Source organism: Caulobacter sp. 17J80-11, assembly GCF_014349105.1.
Classification (GTDB): domain Bacteria; phylum Pseudomonadota; class Alphaproteobacteria; order Caulobacterales; family Caulobacteraceae; genus 17J80-11.
Map to the genome: position 1 here is coordinate 1 of NZ_JACSJI010000006.1, position 17,045 is coordinate 17,045.

Sequence of the window (17,045 nt, forward strand, 5' to 3'; positions counted from 1 at the left end):
CGCTCTATCGCGATCCGCCGGTGATGGTGCTGGACGAGCCCAACTCGCACCTCGACTCCGAGGGCGAGGCGGCCCTGATGCGGACGCTGAAGAACCTGAAGGCGCGCGGCGCGACGGTCGTGATCATCGCGCACCGCACCGGCGTCCTAGCGTCGGCCGACAAGCTGCTCGTCATGCGCGACGGCACGGTGGACCTGTTCGGCCCGCGCGAAGAGGTGGTCGCGCGCCTGTCTCAACCCGACGCCAAGCTGCCGCGGCCGCCCGCGCGCAAGGCCGGCTGATCCCGATACGAGCATGGCCCTGAGTTACGATTTCAAGCCGCCCGCGCCGCACTCCGGCGGGCCCTCGCCGGATCCCGAGATCACCGACGCCCCCGGCCGCGAGCTGTGGATCGGCAGCGCGGTCGCCGGGATGTTCTTCGTCCTCTTCCTCGGCTGGGCCGCCCTCGCGCCGCTGGACGCCGGGGCCTACGCCCACGGCCAGGTGGTGGTGTCCGGCAGCCGCCAGGCGGTGCAGCACCGCGAAGGCGGGGTGGTGTCGGCCATCCACGTCAAGGAAGGCGACGAGGTCGCCCAGGGCCAGGTGCTGATCGAAATCAATGCCTCGGAGTTGCGCGCCACGGAGCGGGCTCTGTCCAGCCAGGTGCTGGCCTTGCAGGCCCAGCGCGCCCGGCTGCTGGCCGAACGCGACCGGCTGTCCACGCTGCGGCCGCCGGCCGAGTTCGCCGGCCTGCCGGCCGAGGACCGCGCGCTCGCCGACGAGGCGATGCGCCTGCAACAGCTGCAGTTCGACGCGCGGCGCCGCTCGTTGCAAGCCCAGCGCGGCGTGCTCTCGCAGCGGGTCAGTCAGCTGGACCAGCAGATCGAGGGCTACAACCGCCAGATCGGCTCGAACCGCGAGCAGCAGCGCCTGATCGAGGAAGAGCTCACCGGCCTGAAGAGCCTGGCCGAGCGCGGCTACGCTCCGCAGACCCGCGTGCGCGCGGTGGAGCGTACGGCTGCGGCGCTGGAGGGCGACTACGGCGCCTACCGGGCCGAGGTCGCCAAGTCGCACGAGGCGATCGGCGAAACCCGCATGGAGATCGTGTCGCTGGACCGGCGCATGATCGAGGACGTCGCCGATCAGCTGCGTCAGACCGAAGACCGGCTGAACGAGGTCGCCCCGCGGCTGACCGCGGCGCGCGACCAGCTCGGCCGCGCCCAGGTGCGGGCCCCGGCTTCCGGCGAGGTGGTCGGGCTGTCCGCCCACACCGTGGGCGGCGTGGTCCAGCCGGGCCAGACCCTGATGGAGATCGTGCCAAAGGCCGCCCCGCTGGTGATCGAGGCGCAGGTGCAGCCCAACGACGCCGACGACCTGCATGTCGGCCAGGCCACCGAGGTGCGCTTCAGCGCCTTCCACGAGCGCGACCTGCCCATCGTCCACGGGCGGCTGACCCGGCTGTCGGCCGACAGCTTCGTCGACGAGCGCACCGGGCTGCGCTTCTTCCGCGCCGAGGTGTCGGTGCCCCCGCAGGAGATGGCGGCGCTGCGCCAGGTGCGCGGCGTCGAGGCGGTGCTGAAGCCCGGCCTGCCGGCCGAGGTGGTCGTTCCGCTGCGTAAGCGCACGGCGCTCGACTACTTCCTTGAGCCGCTGCAGCAGTCGCTCTGGCGTTCGTTCCGCGAGCACTAGGTTTGGAGTCGGATCGGTGAGGGCCGACGAGCGGAGCGGCGCAGGCGCTCTGGCCAGGCGACGTCTCGCCCTGGCCCTGCTGTCCAGGGGGCGGCGCGCGGACGCGCTGCTTTGCGCCGGGACCGACCCGGTGGTCGCCTCGCGCCTGGGCCTGCACCGGCTCGCCGAGCGCGGTTTTCGCAGCCGGCCGCCGCGCGGCGGCGAGGCGTATTGCGCCGCCGTCGCCTCGGCCCTGGCCTGCGGCGACCTGGACGTCGCGCTCGACCGCGCCGCCGCGGCCCCCGTCGGCGTCCGTGAGGAGGTCGCACTGACCCTCGCTTCGGTCGCCGTCGAGGAAGCCGGGCGCTTCGCGCCGGAAGGCGCGCGCCTGCGCGCCGCGATCGCCCTGAGGCGGGGTCGGGTGGAGGAGGCCGAAGGCCTGCTGGCCGACCTGCAGGGGGCCGAGGCCGACCTGCTGAGGATCGACGCGGCCACGCGCCGTTCGGATCTGACGGCCGCCGCGGCGGGCTGGCGGCGCGTGTTCGAGGCGGGCGGCCTGGCGGCCCCGGAGCCGATCGCGCCGGAGCGGCCGCTGGGACCGACCAACGCGAGGGCGACGGCCGCGCCGGTCGCCGGCGGACCGCTGGTGAGCGTGATCATGCCGGTCTGCGACGTGGATGACTACGTCGGGGCGGCGGTCCGCTCCATCCTCGACCAGACCTGGCGCAATCTCGAACTGATCGTCGTGGACGACTCCAGCCGAGACCAGACGCCGCTTCGGGTCCGGGCCGCGGCCGAGGGCGACGGACGGGTGCGGCTGCTGGCGACCGACCGGCGCTCCGGACCCTACCGGGCGCGCAACCTCGCCCTGATGGAGGCGCGCGGCGAACTGGTCTGCTTCGCCGACGGCGACGACTGGTCGCACCCCGAGCGCATCGCGCGTCAGGCGGCGTTCATGGCCGGCGCAGGGCTCGCCGCGGCCTCGGCCAGGCACGTGCGCGTCGACGAGGCGGGCCGGCCCTACGCGCGTCAGCTGACGCCGCTGGTCCGCTGGTGTCCGTCGTCGCTGATGTTCCGCCGCGAGCCCGTGCTCGCCAGGGCGGGCCATTTCGACGAGGCGCGCACCGGCGCCGACAGCGAGTACTGGGCCCGCCTGGGCCTCGCCTTCGGGGCGCGCCGCGTGCGCACGGCGCGCGACCTGCTGGTCGTCGCGGCCCAGCGGTCCACCTCGCTGACCGGCTCGGCGGAGACCGGTTACGCCGGCGGCTGGAGTTCGGCGCGGCTCAGGTACTGGGAGGCGTGGAACTTCTGGCACGCGCGCTGCCGGGCGGCCGGTCGCTCGCCTGTCTGGAGAAGCGGCGATCGGCGTCCGTTTCCGGTTTCGGCGGAGTTGTCCACAACCTGAGTGAAGCTGAAAGTTGAGTTTTGGTGGGGACTCAACTTTCGAACCGTGCGGCTTGTGGTATGTGTCGCGGCCGTATCCGGGGAGTGGCGGATTGAGTGCGATCATCGAGGCGGCGGCGGACACGCGGGAAACCCCGCACGTCCCGACCGGCGACGAGCGGCCTCCGCTCCCGGTCCAGGACGCCGAAGCTCTGCGAGTCGAGCGGCGGATGCTGCTCGACGAGATCAGCCGACTGCGCCGCAAGACCGTCGAGCTGACGGCTCAGAACGACCGCCTGCGCCACACCATCTCGTTCCAGCTCGGCGCGGCCCTGCTGCAGGCCAAGACGCTTCGCGGCTTGATCGGGCTGCCGCGCCGTCTCTGGGAGATCCGCGGTGATTCCGTCGGACGGCGCCGTGACGCCGGACGCCGCGACCCAATCGCCGTCCACGACGATCCCTTCATCGAATTCGAGGCGATGGACCGCATCATCGTCCAGCTCGGGACCCTGTCCGCGGACGAGATCATCACCCAGACCGAAGCCGCGGCGCCGCGCGCCGCGACGGCGCACGCCTGGCTGGTCGAATTCGCCAAGATGTTGCGGCTGACCGACGTGAACAAGGCCGTGGTGGTGGCCAAGTGGGCGGTCGAGACCGATCCCAAGCCCTATCTGCTCGCCTGGCTGGCCGGGCTGATGCACGACGCCGGCATGGTGGCGGAGCCGGCGGCCGTGGCGCTGCGCGCGCGGCGAGGTGGGCCGTCCTTCAGCGGGGCGGTCCAGTCCAGGCTCAACGTCATCGAGGGCCTCGAGCGCGTGCGCGCCTACGGGATTTCGGCGCCGCCCCGCGCGGCTGCGACCGCCAGCGCCGCCAAGGGCGTCGTCTATCTGGCCGCGAGCTCCTATCCGCATCACGTGTCGGGCTACACGGTGCGGACGCACAACCTGATCAAGGCCGTGCAGGGCGCCGGCTGGAGCGTCGAGGCGGCCACCCGCGCGGGCTATCCCTGGGACCGGTCCGACGCGCGCAACGTGGAGGGGCGCAAGGCGGCCTACGAGGTCGACGGCGTGACCTACCGCCGGCTCGCCGGCCCGCCCTCCAACCGCACGGCCCTGGACGCCTACGTGGAGGCCGGCGCCGCCGCGGTCGCGGACCTCGCCGCCAGCGGCGACGTCGCGGTCGTGCACGCCGCCTCCAACCACGTGAACGCGCTGCCCGCCCTGGTCGGCGCGCGGCGGGCGGGCAAGCCCTTCGTCTACGAGGTGCGCGGGCTCTGGGAGTTCACCACCGCCAGCCGCGCCCACGGCTGGGAGAACACCGAGCGGTTCCAGCTGGCGCGTGAACTCGAAGGGATGGTGGCGCGCGAAGCGGACGCGGTGCTGACCTTGTCGGCGGGGCTGAAGCAGGAGCTGATCGCGCGCGGCGTCGCGGCCGAGCGCATCGCCATCGTGCCGAACTGCGTCGACGTGGCCGCGTTCGGCCGTCGCGCGAAGAACCGGGCGCTGGTGCGCGAGCTGGGGCTGGAGGGCCGCACCGTGCTCGGCTTCATCGGCTCGGTCGTGGATTACGAGGGCCTGGACGACCTGGTCGTCGCGGTATCCGCGCTCGCCGCCGAGGGCCGCGACGTGGTCGCCGTGGTGGTCGGGGACGGCGCGGCGCTGCTGCACGTGCGCGAGATGGCGCGCCGATTGCACGTCGCCGACCGTCTGATCACCCCCGGCCGGGTGCCGCCGGAGGAGGTGACGCGCTGGTATTCAGTGATGGACGTGACGGTCTATCCGCGCCGTCCGGCGGTCGTCACCGAACTGGTCCCGCCGCTGAAGCCGCTCGAGGCGATGGCCATGGGCCTGCCGGTGGTCGCCTCCGACGTCGCGGCTCTGGCGGAAATCGTCCGCGACGGCGAGAACGGGCTGCTGTTCGCCAAGGGGCAGACCGATTCCCTGGTCGAGGTCCTGCGCCGCGTGATCGACGACAAGGCCCTGGCGCGCAGCCTCGGCCGCAAGGCGCGGACGTTCGTGGAGCGGGAACGCGACTGGTCGGTCGCGGCCCGCAGGATTATCGAGACCTATGAGCGCGTCGTCCGCTGAGATCGTCGTTTCCGACCAGCCGCTCTGGCCGTTCGAGCGCTTCTTCAGGAGCGGCTCGGCCGCGGGCGTGCTTGCGAACGGCTGGGTGCTGGGCACTCGCGCGCCCGTACCGCTGCAGGCGCCGGTCGACTGGTCCTATCCCGGCGACCAGGCCCGGTCTTGGAACTATCATCTCCACGCGCTCGACCTGATCGATCCGCTGCTGGCCGAGCATTCGCGGAGCGGGGACGCCGAGTGCCTCCGCCGGGCGCTCGAGATCGCCGGCGACTGGGTGGCGCGGCACCCCTCGCCGGAGACGCCCGGGCAATCGCCGATGGCCTGGTACGACATGGCGGTCGGCCTGCGCGCATACCGCCTGGGCTACCTCTACGACGCGGCCCGGCGGGAAGGGCTCGACGGTCTGTCCGATCTCGCCCAGTCGCTGTGGGTTCACCTCGACCTGCTGCGGCGCGAGGACTTCTACACGGCCCATTCCAACCACGGCTTCTACCAGCTCTGCGGCCTGCTCGCCCTCGCCCGGCGGTTCGCGCCGGCCGAGGCCGCGATCGAGGCGAGGGGGATCGGGCTGGCCCGGCTCGCCGCCATGCTCGACCGGCAGTTCACGCGCGAAGGCGTGCACAAGGAGCACTCGCCGGACTATCACCGGGCCGTGCTGACCTCGCTGCAGGCGCTGCGCGACAGCGGCCTGGTCGACGATCCGGAGATTTCGGCGCGGATCGCCGTCGCCGAGACGGCCCTGGACTGGTTCGTGCGGCCGAACGGACGCCTGGCCAACTTCGGCGACAGCGACAACAAGGCCTACGGCGGTGCGCACCCGATGGGATGTCGCGCCTTTCCGGAGAGCGGCTACGCCGTCGTGCGCGCGCCCGGCGGCTTCCTCGCGCAAACCCTGGCGTTCCACTCGCGGACGCACAAGCAGGCCGACGACCTGAGCTTCGTCTGGTGCGAAGCGGGACGCGACCTGCTCGTCGACGCCGGCCGCTTCGGCTATCGCGGGAAGACCCGCCAAGGCGATCCGCTGTGGGAGGACGGCTTCTGGTACGCCGATCCGAAGCGGGTCTTCGTGGAGTCCACGCACGCCCACAACACGGTCGAGATCGACGGCCGATCCTATCCGCGCAAGGGCGTGACCCCCTACGGCTCGGCGCTGGTCTGGGCGGGCGAGGCCGGATCCGGCCTGTACGTCAGCGAGGGGCGGGCCGTCCACGGGCTGGTCGGCCACCACCGCCTGCTGGTCTATCGCCCGGGCGCCTGGCTGCTGGTGCTAGACCGGATGACGCCGTCGGACCGTCGCGCCCACCGCTACGCCCAATGGTTCCATTTCGCGCCCGACCTCGCGGTCGAGCCGACCGGCCCGGGCGCGGTGTGCGCCTCCGATGACGCGCTGACGCTGCACGCCGCTTCGCTGGCGGACGCGCGCCTGTCCGGTCCGTACGTCGGGGCGGAGAGCCCGCGCCTGCAGGGCTGGTGGTCGCCGGCCGAAGGCGTCTTCGAGCCCGCGCCGGCGGTCGGCTTCGAGCAGGAGCGCGCCGGCCCGGCGGTGTTCGCCACCGTGCTGTCGCTGACCGGGGCGGTGCAGCCGCTGGCGGCGGAGATCGGGGCCGGCGACGGCGTCGGACGCCTGCGCTGGTCCTGCCAGGCGGGCGAGCACACGGTCGAGTTGGGCCGCGAGGCCGGGCGGGTCAGCGTCCGCTACGAGGAGCGAGGGACGGCATGAGTACGCGCCGCCTGAAATGGCCGGGCGCCGGCGACGCGACGGTCTACCGGGTCAACGTCCGCAACGAGGACACCGGCGAGCGCCGCACGATCTACGAGGGGCCGGAGCTCGCGTGCGCGCTGCCGGCCGACATCGCCGCCGCGTGGGGGCTGGCGACCTATCGGGTCGAGGCGCGGCCTTTCGCCGAGGGCGAGGGGGCGTATCGGACGATCGTGCATTATCTGGCCGTCGATCCGCTCGGCCCCGCCGAGCAGGTCGACGACATGCTTCATGGAGCCGAGATCGAAGGCGCTGAAGCCTATAGGCTGCTGGTCGTTGACGCCGAGAGCGGGCAGCGCGTGACCGAGTACTGGAGCGTGCGTCCCCGCTTCCGCACGCCCGCGATCCTCGATGCCGGCCGGAAGCACCAGTATCGGCTCAGCTACCAGCAGGGCGGCGAGGTGAAGCACGCCACGCGGTTGCGCGCGCTGCCCGCCGAGCGGATCGCCGCCGCCCGCGCGCGGGCCGACGCGCTGGCCGCCGCCGTCGCGGCCGCCGCCCCGGCGTCCCAGGCGCCCGCGGCGACCGAGAAGGCCGAGGAGGCCGAGGAGGCCGTGAAGGTTGGCGTCTCGGGACCCCGGGCCAGCCGCGTGAAGCCTGGCGCCGCGGCCGATGTCGCCGCGGCGGGGGCCGCCGGCGCGGCCGGTCTCGCCCTGGTGGCGGTCGACGTCACCGCCGACCTCGCCCATGCCAGGCTTCCCGATCCGGAGGCGGCCTTCGACGCGCTGGTGTGGGGGCGGGGCGCCGGCGGCCCGGCCGTGGGGCTCGACTTCCTGCTGGATCGAATTGCCGCCGCTCGCCTGCGCCCGACGCTGTTTCTCGACATCTTCGCCGAGCACGTGTTCGGCCGGGCGGCGCTGGAGCGGGTGCTGGAGACGGCCGTGCGCCGCGGGCTCGACGTCCAGCTCCTGCTCAGACCCTCGCCGAACCTGCGGTTCGCCGCCGACCCGGCGCTCGCCGCGCTCGGACGCGCGACGGCCGACCTCGACGCCGGCAGGTTCGGGCGCGTGGTCGCGGCCGCGGTCGAGTTGTTCGAGGGGCGTGTGGGCCGGGCTCCGGTCGCCGTGCGCCTGGCGATGGAGGGGGCGACGGACGCGGCCTTCCCCGTCCTGGCCCGGCACGGCCTGTCGGTGTACGCCGGCGCCGCCGCGACCGGCATGTCGCCCTGGCTGCGGGCGCGCACGCGTCCGTGCGTCGGACCGGCCAGGGTGGTGACGACGCCGCCGACCCGGTGTTTGTCCCTGCCGGCCCATCCGTACGACAGCGCGCTTCTTTCGGATCTTCGGATCCGCATGTCGCCCGAGGTCGAGGAGACGGCCCTGCGCCAGGCCCAGGCGCCCGTGCTGCTGGCCCTGAGCCCGCAGGACCTGTTGTTCTTCCGTGCGATGGGCGAAGCCGCCGCGTCGGGCTGGAATACGGCGTTCGCGTCGCGCTATCGCGTCGGCGACCGCGTCGACGCGGCCACGCCGGTCGTCGAGGGGCGGGACGAGATCGCCATCGAGGCGTTGGAGCGCGTACTGCGCCGCCTGACTTCGCGTCGCGACCTGACCCCCGCGACCTTCGCCGAACTCGCTCGCGACCACCTGGCCGCGTGCGTGCGCGATCCGCTGGGCTGGGATCCGATCGTCGAGCACCATCGCGGCGCGCGCCGGGGGCGCGTCACTGCGGTCCGCCGTTACTCCGCCGACTATCTCGCCGCCCTGGAGGGCTAATCCGAATGAGCGCTGTCAGCCCGGCGCGGCCGCTGGTCGCGAATGATGAAAAGCGCACGCGCGCCTGGGGCATGGACGTCGCGCGGTCGCTCTGGAAGACCTACGCCCAGTTCGACATTCCGTGGCGCGGGGCCCGCACCTTGGATTTCGGCTGTCACTGGGGCTACCTGCCGGTGCTGTTGCGCGAGGAGGTCGGGGTCGCCGAAGCGCACGGGGTCGACCTCACCCCCTACTGGACCTCGATGAGCGACGGGTTCGATCCGGCCTCCGTCGACGGCGTGCGCCTGTTCAGCGGCGACGTGCTCAGCCATCCGGGCCTTCAGGACCAGACCTACGACGTGGTCACCACTTCGGGCACCCTGATGACCCTCGACGCGGTCCTGGTCGAGAAGGTGGTGGCGTGGATGTACGACCGGCTCGCGCCGGGCGGGCACGCTGTCCTGCAGACCCGGACCTACATGTCGCCGGCCGGCGCTGACCTGCATCGCCGGGTTTCGCAGCCCTATCCGCACCTGCTGTTTTCCGAGCGGGTGCTGAACCAGCACTTCGCCGCGCGCGGCGAGCCGCCGGTGCGGGCCATGCTGCCGTACTGCGCCGCGACCTGGCTGATGCTGTTCCGTTGCGCCGGGTTCGACCTGGTGCGGGTCGAGGGATATGGCAAGGCCGGCTTCCCGGCCGAACTGGACGCCGAGCACGGCGCGCGGGTCGCGGCCTACGACCGGCGGGAACTGGAGACGGGCCTGATCACCGTGCACGCGCGCAAGCCGGTGCGGCCCCTGGACGTCGCCGCGGAGGTGGTCTGACATGCTGACGAAACTGCGCCAGGCCCTGACGCGTAGCCTGGCCAAGCCGGGCGACACACCGATTCCGACCACCCCGCTGGCGGAGAAGTCGACCCTCGCCTGGGGCGAGCAGCAGGCGGCCAAGCTGTGGGACGGGCTCTACGGGTCGTTCGACCCGGTGGTGGACGGTCAGACGGTGCTAGATCTGGGCTGTTCGTGGGGCTACCTCCCCAAGTACCTGCTCGACCGCTTCCAGCCGCGCAAGGTCATCGGCGTCGACCTCAAGCCGCTGTGGGACACGATGCAGTCGGAGTGGGACTGGCGCGCCTACGGCGAGCGGCTGGAGTTCCATGCCGGCGACCTGGCGCAGAACCGGGACATGGCCGACGGCGGCCTGGACCTCGTGCTCTGCACCTCGGTGCTGCAGTACATGCGGCCCGAGCAGGTCGAGGCGACCCTGAACCGGGTGTACGAATTGCTGCGTCCGGGCGGCGAGATGATCCTGCGGACGCGCTGCTTCACCTCGCACATCGGGGCGGATTTCCACACCGACTTCAAGACGCCGTACGTGCACCTGCTGCACCCGAAGCGCGACCTCGACCGGCACCTGGCCGACAAGAAGGGGCGGCCGGTTCGCTACCTCAACTTCCTCACCGCGACCACCTACCTGGCGATCTTCCACCGGACCGGGTTCGAGATCGCCGAAGCGCGCCGCCGGGGCAGCAAGCAGCACCCCGACGCCCAGGCGCGGGTGGCGGAGGCCTTGCCGTGGATCTCGCCGGAGGAACTGTCGTGCGCCGAGCTCGAGTGCCGGCTGATCCGGCCCTACGAACCGCACGACCTCGACGCGATCAGGGCCGCCTGAGCGCGCTCAGTCGAACGCGATCTCCCAGCGCAGGACGCAGGTCTTGGAATTGAACGCGTCGCCGGTGGCGCGGCGGGTGAAGAACACGCCGTCGGTGGTGACGCGGCTGGCCACCGAATAGGTGAAGCCCGTCCCGGAGAGCGCGTAGTTGTCGATCTGGGCCAGGCGGTGGACCCGGTCCGTCTCGTCCTTGAACACCAGGTGGGCCTCCGGCCGCGCGCCCAGCCGCACCGACTTGGCCTCCGTGACAAACAGCCAGGCCGGTCCGACGTCGACAACGCTGCGCACCGGGAAGCCGCAGTAGCCGATCTCCTCGGGCACGAACGGGCCCTCGGTGCGGGCGCGGTAGATCCGCGAGCCGACCGGCGGCCGGTCGTCGGTCCCGAACCGCTGCGCGTTGCCCAGCCAGTCGTCCGCGCCCCAGATCATCCAGCCGTCATGGAAGACCAGATCGGTCATGCGCTGGCAGGCGCGGGCGCGGCGGGCGAAGCTGGAATGGACCGCGATCTCGGGCGCGGGGCAGGTCACGTCGGTCCAGGTGTCGCCGTCGTCGTCCGAGCGCCAGACAAAGACCTCCTCGCTGCGGTCCCCGGAGGACAGCCACCAGCGCCGCGCGACCGCCGGGTCCGGGACGAGAGTGTGCAGGTGGCGCACCGTCTCCGGCGAGGCGGTGAACACGTTTTCCCACGTGCGGCCGTCGTCCCGGGATCGCCAGACCCGCGCGGGGACGACGACGCGTTCCACCGGCGAAAGGCTCTCCAGCGGCTTGCGGCCGTACTTTGCGGCGTTGTCGGGGTATTCGGCGAACATCACGACGCCGTCCTTCTCCCCGATCGAGGCCGAGCCGTGCCAGGGCGCGGAGACGGCGAGGGCGTCGCCGTCGGCCCGCCAGTCGGCCCCGAACCGGTGCACCCAGGCGCGCGTGGCGTCGCCCTCGGGGGCGGCTTGCGCCGCCGTCGCCACCAGACGGGCGCCCGACGCGGTGGTGAAGCAGCCGACCGCTTCGGTTTCGATCGGCAGGGGGTGGCGCATCCAGCCGCGGCCGAGGTCGTCGGACTGCAGGGCGAAGCCGGCGCCGAGGGCGACCACCGTCCGGCCCTGGGCGTGCTCGGCGAATTGCACGCGCTCGCTGTCGGCCGGCGGCGTCGGCACCGACAGGCGCAGGCGCACGCGCGAGATCCCGCCGCGGCGCTCGACCGGTGTCGCGTACTCTTTCACCAGCGAGATCTGGGGCGCGAGCGGCAGGGGCGCGGCGGTCGGCGCGCCGGGAAGCGGGGGCCGCAGGCCCAGCCGCCGCGACAGGCGTGCCAGCGAACGTCGGGCGCGCTTTACGGCGCCGATAGGGGCGGTGGTCATGCGGCGGGCTCGAGCGCGGCCGCGGCCGCGCGTCCGGCCATGGTGTCGGCGACGTTGCGGCAGGTCCGCCGCAGGGCGGCCGGGTTGTGGAAGCTGCCGTTCACCTGGGTGGTCCAGACCACGTGGCGACGGAACCTCTGGAACAGCTCGTGGTCCGGAGCCGCCGGGTCGCGCCAGAAGGCGTCGAGCGGCTTCTGGTCAGTCAGGCCAGGGAGGTCGAAGAACGCCCGGCCGAGCAGCTTGACCGGGCGACGGAAGCCGAGCGCCGCCAGGGCGCCGGTCGAGTTCACCGAAACCACGCCTTCGCTGGCGCGCGCCAGCGCGGCCAAGCTGCCGCCGTCGACGAAAGTCACCCGTGCGCCCAGGCCGGCCGTGGCGGCGGCCCGGCCTACCATGGCGCCGAGGTCTGTCACGCCCGGATCCAGCGGATGGTTCTTGATCACCAGCCGGCAGTCCGCCGGCGCGTGGCGGGCGAAGCTGTCGAGCAGCCGCTCGACGAAGGCCTGGTTGGTGACCAGGGGCGAATGCCGGGTGAGCTGGCTGTCGCCCTCGCGCTGCAGTAGCGCCAGGAAGAACCGGGCCGGGTCGCCGAGCACGCGCTCGACCGTCTGCTCCGCCCGACGCGGCGTTAGCTTAGCGCTGAAATAGCGGCGCACGTGGCCGACCAGCTGCGCCGTGATGGACTGGGCGTAGGGCGCGCGCCAGTGCGGGAAGGCCGCAGCGGCCAGCACCACCATCAGGCAGTAGCGGGACAGGTTGAACACGTGGTGCGGCAGGATCGCCCCGACCGGCTCGGCCGGCGGCGGCGCGGGCCAGGTCCCGTTGCGGTAGACGGAAGGATCGCGGGGCAGTCCGGAGGCGGCGTTCACCCCGCCTTCCTCCAGGGTGATCCAGTGCGGCCTGAAATAGCCGTTCTCCAACACCCACAGGCGCGCGCCGGCGCGCCGGGCCGCGGCAGCGGCCTCGATCGCCTGCGGCGTCGAATCGCCGAACAGGAGCACGTCGGTGGCTCCCCGGGCTTGGACCTCGATCCATTCGGGCCAGGCCGCCTCGGGGGCGCGGAAGAAGCACGCGTCGCGCCAGCCCCAATCGACGAGGTCGCCGGCATTGGCCACCACGCGGCGCACCTCGGCGCCGCGGCCGCGCAACTCGCGCGCGAGCACGCGCGAGAACGGGCCGAAAGGCGCGCTGGCGATCAGGAAACAGCGCCCGGCCAGGGCCGGGGTGCGCGACGGACTCCCGGTCACAGGTCGACTGCGACCTTCGCCGCGACGGCGATCTGGTAGATGATCTGGGTAAGGTCGCGGGTGAGCTGGAAGACCTTGCTGTCGGGCTTGGCGACCACCAGGATCCGGTCGCCGGGCAGCACTTGGCGGCCGGCGCGCAGGCCGCCGTCGGGACGGAAGACCAGCACGCGGCCGCGATCGGCCCGCGATGTATAGCCGCCGGCCAGCCGGACATAGTCGCCCACCCCAGCGCCGCGGCGGTGCACCACGGACTGCGGCGCGCCCACCTCGCCGGAGATGGTCACCACCTGAGACTGTTGAGGCACGACGATGACGTCGCCTTCCTCCAGCCACACCGCGCCGCTCGCGTCCGCCAGGGTGACTACGCCGTCCGGCTGGATCTGGCGCGCCCGCTCGACGAACCGGGCGATCATGTCGGCCTCCTGGACGCGCGCTTCGCCCTCGCCGATCGTCCGGCTCGGGGCGGTGTACATGGCCCGCTCCAGCTGGTTCAGGCTCTCGTCCAGCATCTGCTTCTGGGTCGCGCGGACGCTGTCCCGGCGCAGGTAGATCGACCCCACGTCCGCACGCGGATCAAGCGGCACCATCTGCAGCACCTGGGCGACCGTGGCGCCGCGCGCGATGGTGAACACCGAGCGGCCGTCGTGCGCGCCCTCGACCCGCACGACGATCTGCTCGGCGCGCAGGTCCTCCTCGAAACGGACACGGTCGCCGTCGCGCATCGGCAGGGTCGCGAATTCGGCCACGGTCACATAGGTCGAGTACGGCTTGTCGTCGCGCACGCCGACCACGGCCACGTGAGTGGCTTCGGGGCGCGGACGGGCGAAGGCGATGATGTCCCGGCCGACGCCCTCGGGGCCTGCGAGTTCGAACGAGAAGGTGGCGCGCGCCTCGCCCTCGACCGCGACCACCGGGCCCTGGTCGCGTACGACGATGGAATCGTTTTCCTGCAGGCGCACGCGCGACATCGTCCCGTCGCGGAGGAAGTCGTAGAGGTCGACGTCGGCGATCGGCACGCCCCCGCGCACGATCTGAATCCGGCGATAGCTGCCGCGGTCGGCGTCGACGCCGCCGGCGCGCTGCAGATAGGTGATGACCGAGTCGGTCGCCGCGCCGGCGTAGGCGCCTGGCCGGGCGACCGGTCCGGTCACGAACACCTGGATGGGCGAGCTCGCCAGCGGCGCGGCGTAGATCTGGACCCCGTCGCTGTAGACCGTGCGCGCCGCGCCGCGCACGAGGTCGTTCACGCGCGAGGCCGGGACGCCGGCGATCTGGATCGGGCCCACGCCCGGCAGCAGGATGTGGCCCTGCGGGTCGACCGTCAGTTCGTAGCCCTGCTGCACCATGCCCCACAGGCTGACCTGCACGCGGTCGCCGGGTTTCATCTCGTAGGACGGGTCGAGGATCTCCGGCCGATAGGTCGGAGCCCCGCCGACGAACAGCTCCGCGCCGAGCGGCTTCGGCCGGATGTCGTCGGATTGGTGGCGCTGCAGGGTCTCCACCGCGCCCGGCTGCGCGCGATCGGGCGGGACGGGAACCGGCGCGGTCTGGGCCGCGGCCGGGCTGGCGAGGACGGCCATGACGGCGGTCAGGACTACGAGGCGCGGGGCGCGCGGGGACGACGTCATTGGACGTGATCCTTTACGACGGACCAGGTGAGGACGCCGACGCCCCAGAGCAGGGCGCAGGCGAAGAAAACGGCGAGCACGGTCGAGAACCGGCTGAAGTAGTTGGAGCGCTCGGGCAGCTGCGGCGGCACGTAGGAGACCACGTACTTGCGCTCAGTGGTGTTCTGGCGGCGGGCGGCTTCCACCGCTTCCTGCGCGGCGCGATAGCTCTTCTGGGCGAACTCGTAGTCCAGCAGGACGGTGCGCGCCTCGACTTCACCGGAGGCTGCGGAGTCGCCGACCCCCGCCATGGCGCGCGACACCGCGCGCGCTCGTTCCGCCTCGAGCGCGTCGATCTGTCGGCGCAGGGCGACGATTTGGGGCGATAGCGGCTGGAAGGTCTGCTCGGCCGTGGCCGCCTCGACCCGCTTGGCGGCGAGCTGGGCGTCGATCGCGCCGACCATGCCGACGGCTTGCTGGGCCGGGGCGGAGGCCGGGACCACCGCGTTGCGGGCCTGGAATTCCGCCAGCCGGCGCTTGGCTGCGTCGAATTCGGCCTTCTTGCGCTTCAGGTCGTCCCCACTGGCGGCGGCCAGATCGCCCAGCGCGCGGTCGGACATCGAGTTGACCAGGGCCTCGCTGGCAGCCAGCACGCCGCGCGCCAGGCGAAGCGAGTCTTCGGGCCGGGAGCTCTGCACCGACACCGTCGTGGAGCCGGCGGCGTGGTCATAGGTGACGCGCACCTTGCGCCGCCAGAAGTCCGTCGCGTTTTCGATCGGGGCTTTCGGCGCGAGATAGGAGAACGGATCCAGACTGAAACGCGAGTAGGTCTCGCTGAACCCGTACTGCTTGCGCAGGGTCTCCACCATGGCGGGCGAACGGATGTAGTCGGAGACGATCCGCGCGTCGGTGGAGGTCGCCGTCGGCGCCAGGATGCCGACGGCGCCTAGCATGTCGGGCGCGCGCGATTCGGCGCCCCGAATGGCGAAGGCGGCGGTCGAGGTGAACTGCGCCGGCGCGATGACGGCGAGATAGGCCGCGGTCAGCAGGGTGGGGCCAAGGATGGCGGCCGCCGAGGCCCGCATCAGCCGAGACTTGCGGCGGGCGCGTTGGGCCGCGCGGGCTTCGACCAAGGCTTTCGGGCTCGTCATGCGCGCCTCTTGAGAATGGCGTTGTAGTATTCTTCTGCGGCGTCGATGTCCTCGAACATCAGCAGCCGCCCGTTCTCCATCACGCCGGCCCGGGTGCAATACTCTCGGATCGTGGACATGTAGTGCGAAGTCATGATGACGTCCGATCGCGAGCGGCGGGCGTTGAATGCGTCATTGCATTTCTGCTGGAAGGCGGCGTCGCCGACCCCGATGGCTTCATCGACCAGATAGACCTGAAAATCGACGGCCATGCTCAGCGCGAACGCCAGGCGCGCGCGCATGCCGGCCGAGTAGGTGCGGACCGGCTCGTCCATGTAGCGGCCGAGTTCGGAGAAATCCTCGACGAAGTCGGTGACCTGTTCGATGTCCGCCCCGTAGATCCGGGCCACGAAGCGGAGGTTCTCGCGGCCAGTGAGGCTGCCGCTGAAGGAGCCGGAAAAGCCCAGCGGCCAGGACACGCTCACCGAGCGGCGGACTTGTCCGCGGTCCGGCCGTTCGCTGCCCGACAGGATGCGCAACAGAGTCGACTTGCCCGCGCCGTTCACGCCCAGCACGCCGGTGCTGTGCCCGCGCTCGAACACCGCGCTGATCCCGTCCAGGATCGGGCGGCGCCCCGATTTCGTCGGGTAGCTCTTTTCGACGGCGACCAGCTCGATCACGTCAGTGGGCCTCCGAGTAGCCGCTGATGCGCAGCAGCCAGTCGATGAACAGGCCCACGAACAGGCAGCCGATTCCCCAGAAGACCACGTAGGTAGGGCTGTAATGGTCACTGGCGTAGGTCGTGAGCGCCGCGTCCCGCACCCAGTCGATCAGATGGGCGAGCGGGTTGTAGAGCACTGCGTCGCGCAAGGCCGGGGGTAGGGATTCGGGCGTGAACCAGACCCCCGAGGTGAACCAGAGGAACCGCGCCAGGAAGCGCATGACCTCGGACCACGACGCGACGATGCGCGAGAGGTGGGCGTTCATCGTGGCCACGCCGAAGGCCAGCAGGGCGAGGGCGCCGAGGGCGCCCAGCAGGTTAAGCGGCGCGTCGATCCAAGAGCCGAACGGCTCGCCGGCGAGCCGCAGCGCGACGACGAACACGATCGCGACCACGATCATGGTCGCCAGCTCCAGCACGACGCGGGCGGTGACCAGGTCGAAGGGACGGACCTGGGGGTAGGTGAGCAGCGGCCCGTTCGATTCGATCGCCGTCGCCCCGCGGACCGCGCTGCCGCGCCAGGCCCAGAACGGGAAGATGCCGGTCAGCAGGAAGACCGGCAGCGACACCTCGATCGGGGTGTGACGGTCCAGCAGCGTGAAGATGGTCGCCAGGATGGCGAGTTGGATCAGCGGATCCAGCAGGGCCCAGAGATAACCTATCGCCTGGTGGCCATAGCGGGTGCGCGCCTCGCGCAGAATCAAGGCGTGGATGACGCGTATCGAAATCGAGGCGCGGTCCCCGAACCGCGC

Annotated in this window: 13 protein-coding genes and 1 pseudogene; 8 read left to right on the forward strand and 6 right to left on the reverse strand. The window is 72.0% G+C overall.

Annotation, left to right across the window (positions count from 1 at the left end):
- The 8 genes and pseudogenes from H8B08_RS07945 to H8B08_RS07980 form a co-directional block, all read left to right on the forward strand.
- Positions 1 to 281: pseudogene (locus H8B08_RS07945) on the forward strand (type I secretion system permease/ATPase); the annotation flags it as partial.
- A 13-nt stretch (positions 282 to 294) separates the two neighbouring features.
- A complete protein-coding gene (locus tag H8B08_RS07950; RefSeq protein WP_187449681.1) occupies positions 295 to 1,668 on the forward strand; it encodes an HlyD family type I secretion periplasmic adaptor subunit in 1,374 nt (457 codons plus the stop codon).
- A 16-nt stretch (positions 1,669 to 1,684) separates the two neighbouring features.
- A complete protein-coding gene (locus H8B08_RS19540; protein ID WP_187449682.1) occupies positions 1,685 to 3,052 on the forward strand; it encodes a glycosyltransferase family A protein in 1,368 nt (455 codons plus the stop codon).
- Between the two features lie 91 nt (positions 3,053 to 3,143).
- On the forward strand, positions 3,144 to 5,117 hold the full coding sequence (locus H8B08_RS07960; protein ID WP_187449683.1) for a glycosyltransferase family 4 protein: 1,974 nt from the start codon (positions 3,144 to 3,146) through the stop codon (positions 5,115 to 5,117).
- The gene (locus H8B08_RS07965; RefSeq protein WP_187449684.1) at positions 5,098 to 6,834 is read left to right on the forward strand and encodes a heparinase II/III family protein; all 1,737 of its coding nucleotides are present in this window, start codon (positions 5,098 to 5,100) and stop codon (positions 6,832 to 6,834) included. Before H8B08_RS07960 ends, H8B08_RS07965 begins: the two co-directional genes overlap by 20 nt.
- Positions 6,831 to 8,585 carry a hypothetical protein gene (locus H8B08_RS07970; protein WP_187449685.1) on the forward strand — a complete coding sequence of 585 codons (1,755 nt, stop codon included), beginning with the start codon at positions 6,831 to 6,833 and terminating at the stop codon, positions 8,583 to 8,585. The genes H8B08_RS07965 and H8B08_RS07970 overlap by 4 nt, the downstream gene beginning before the upstream one ends.
- A gap of 5 nt (positions 8,586 to 8,590) precedes the next feature.
- Complete coding sequence (locus H8B08_RS07975; protein WP_187449686.1) at positions 8,591 to 9,388, forward strand: bifunctional 2-polyprenyl-6-hydroxyphenol methylase/3-demethylubiquinol 3-O-methyltransferase UbiG; 798 nt, start codon at positions 8,591 to 8,593, stop codon at positions 9,386 to 9,388.
- Position 9,389: 1 nt separating this feature from the next.
- Positions 9,390 to 10,232 carry a class I SAM-dependent methyltransferase gene (locus tag H8B08_RS07980; RefSeq protein WP_187449687.1) on the forward strand — a complete coding sequence of 281 codons (843 nt, stop codon included), beginning with the start codon at positions 9,390 to 9,392 and terminating at the stop codon, positions 10,230 to 10,232.
- Between the two features lie 6 nt (positions 10,233 to 10,238).
- Here H8B08_RS07980 and H8B08_RS07985 read toward each other — a convergent pair whose 3' ends face one another.
- The 6 genes from H8B08_RS07985 to H8B08_RS08010 are packed head-to-tail and all read right to left on the reverse strand — an operon-like array spanning position 10,239 to position 16,997.
- Positions 10,239 to 11,588 (reverse strand): hypothetical protein, encoded by a 1,350-nt coding sequence (locus H8B08_RS07985; RefSeq protein ID WP_187449688.1) that lies wholly within the window; start codon positions 11,586 to 11,588, stop codon positions 10,239 to 10,241.
- Positions 11,585 to 12,835 (reverse strand): capsular biosynthesis protein, encoded by a 1,251-nt coding sequence (locus H8B08_RS07990; protein WP_187449689.1) that lies wholly within the window; start codon positions 12,833 to 12,835, stop codon positions 11,585 to 11,587. The genes H8B08_RS07985 and H8B08_RS07990 overlap by 4 nt, the downstream gene beginning before the upstream one ends.
- Positions 12,832 to 14,463, reverse strand: a complete 1,632-nt coding sequence (locus H8B08_RS07995) for a polysaccharide biosynthesis/export family protein (protein WP_187449690.1) — start codon at positions 14,461 to 14,463, stop codon at positions 12,832 to 12,834. Before H8B08_RS07995 ends, H8B08_RS07990 begins: the two co-directional genes overlap by 4 nt.
- Positions 14,460 to 15,593: a hypothetical protein gene (locus H8B08_RS08000; protein ID WP_187449691.1), complete on the reverse strand. Its 1,134-nt coding sequence runs from the start codon at positions 15,591 to 15,593 to the stop codon at positions 14,460 to 14,462. The genes H8B08_RS07995 and H8B08_RS08000 overlap by 4 nt, the downstream gene beginning before the upstream one ends.
- The gene (locus H8B08_RS08005) at positions 15,590 to 16,252 is read right to left on the reverse strand and encodes an ABC transporter ATP-binding protein (RefSeq protein WP_187449692.1); all 663 of its coding nucleotides are present in this window, start codon (positions 16,250 to 16,252) and stop codon (positions 15,590 to 15,592) included. The genes H8B08_RS08000 and H8B08_RS08005 overlap by 4 nt, the downstream gene beginning before the upstream one ends.
- 1 nt (position 16,253) lies before the next feature.
- Entirely contained in the window at positions 16,254 to 16,997 is a 744-nt protein-coding gene (locus H8B08_RS08010; RefSeq protein ID WP_187449693.1) for an ABC transporter permease, read from the reverse strand.
- Between the last annotated feature and the right edge of the window lie 48 nt (positions 16,998 to 17,045).

What these genes read in the sequence shown, in the direction of transcription:
- H8B08_RS07965 (WP_187449684.1), top strand. Translation starts at nt 5,098, where the DNA reads ATGAGCGCGTCGTCCGCTGAGATCGTCGTTTCCGACCAGCCGCTCTGG.
- H8B08_RS08000 (WP_187449691.1), bottom strand. Translation starts at nt 15,593, where the DNA reads ATGACGAGCCCGAAAGCCTTGGTCGAAGCCCGCGCGGCCCAACGCGCC.
- H8B08_RS07995 (WP_187449690.1), bottom strand. Translation starts at nt 14,463, where the DNA reads ATGACGTCGTCCCCGCGCGCCCCGCGCCTCGTAGTCCTGACCGCCGTC.
- H8B08_RS07975 (WP_187449686.1), top strand. Translation starts at nt 8,591, where the DNA reads ATGAGCGCTGTCAGCCCGGCGCGGCCGCTGGTCGCGAATGATGAAAAG.
- H8B08_RS07950 (WP_187449681.1), top strand. Translation starts at nt 295, where the DNA reads ATGGCCCTGAGTTACGATTTCAAGCCGCCCGCGCCGCACTCCGGCGGG.
- H8B08_RS07980 (WP_187449687.1), top strand. Translation starts at nt 9,390, where the DNA reads ATGCTGACGAAACTGCGCCAGGCCCTGACGCGTAGCCTGGCCAAGCCG.
- H8B08_RS07985 (WP_187449688.1), bottom strand. Translation starts at nt 11,588, where the DNA reads ATGACCACCGCCCCTATCGGCGCCGTAAAGCGCGCCCGACGTTCGCTG.
- H8B08_RS07970 (WP_187449685.1), top strand. Translation starts at nt 6,831, where the DNA reads ATGAGTACGCGCCGCCTGAAATGGCCGGGCGCCGGCGACGCGACGGTC.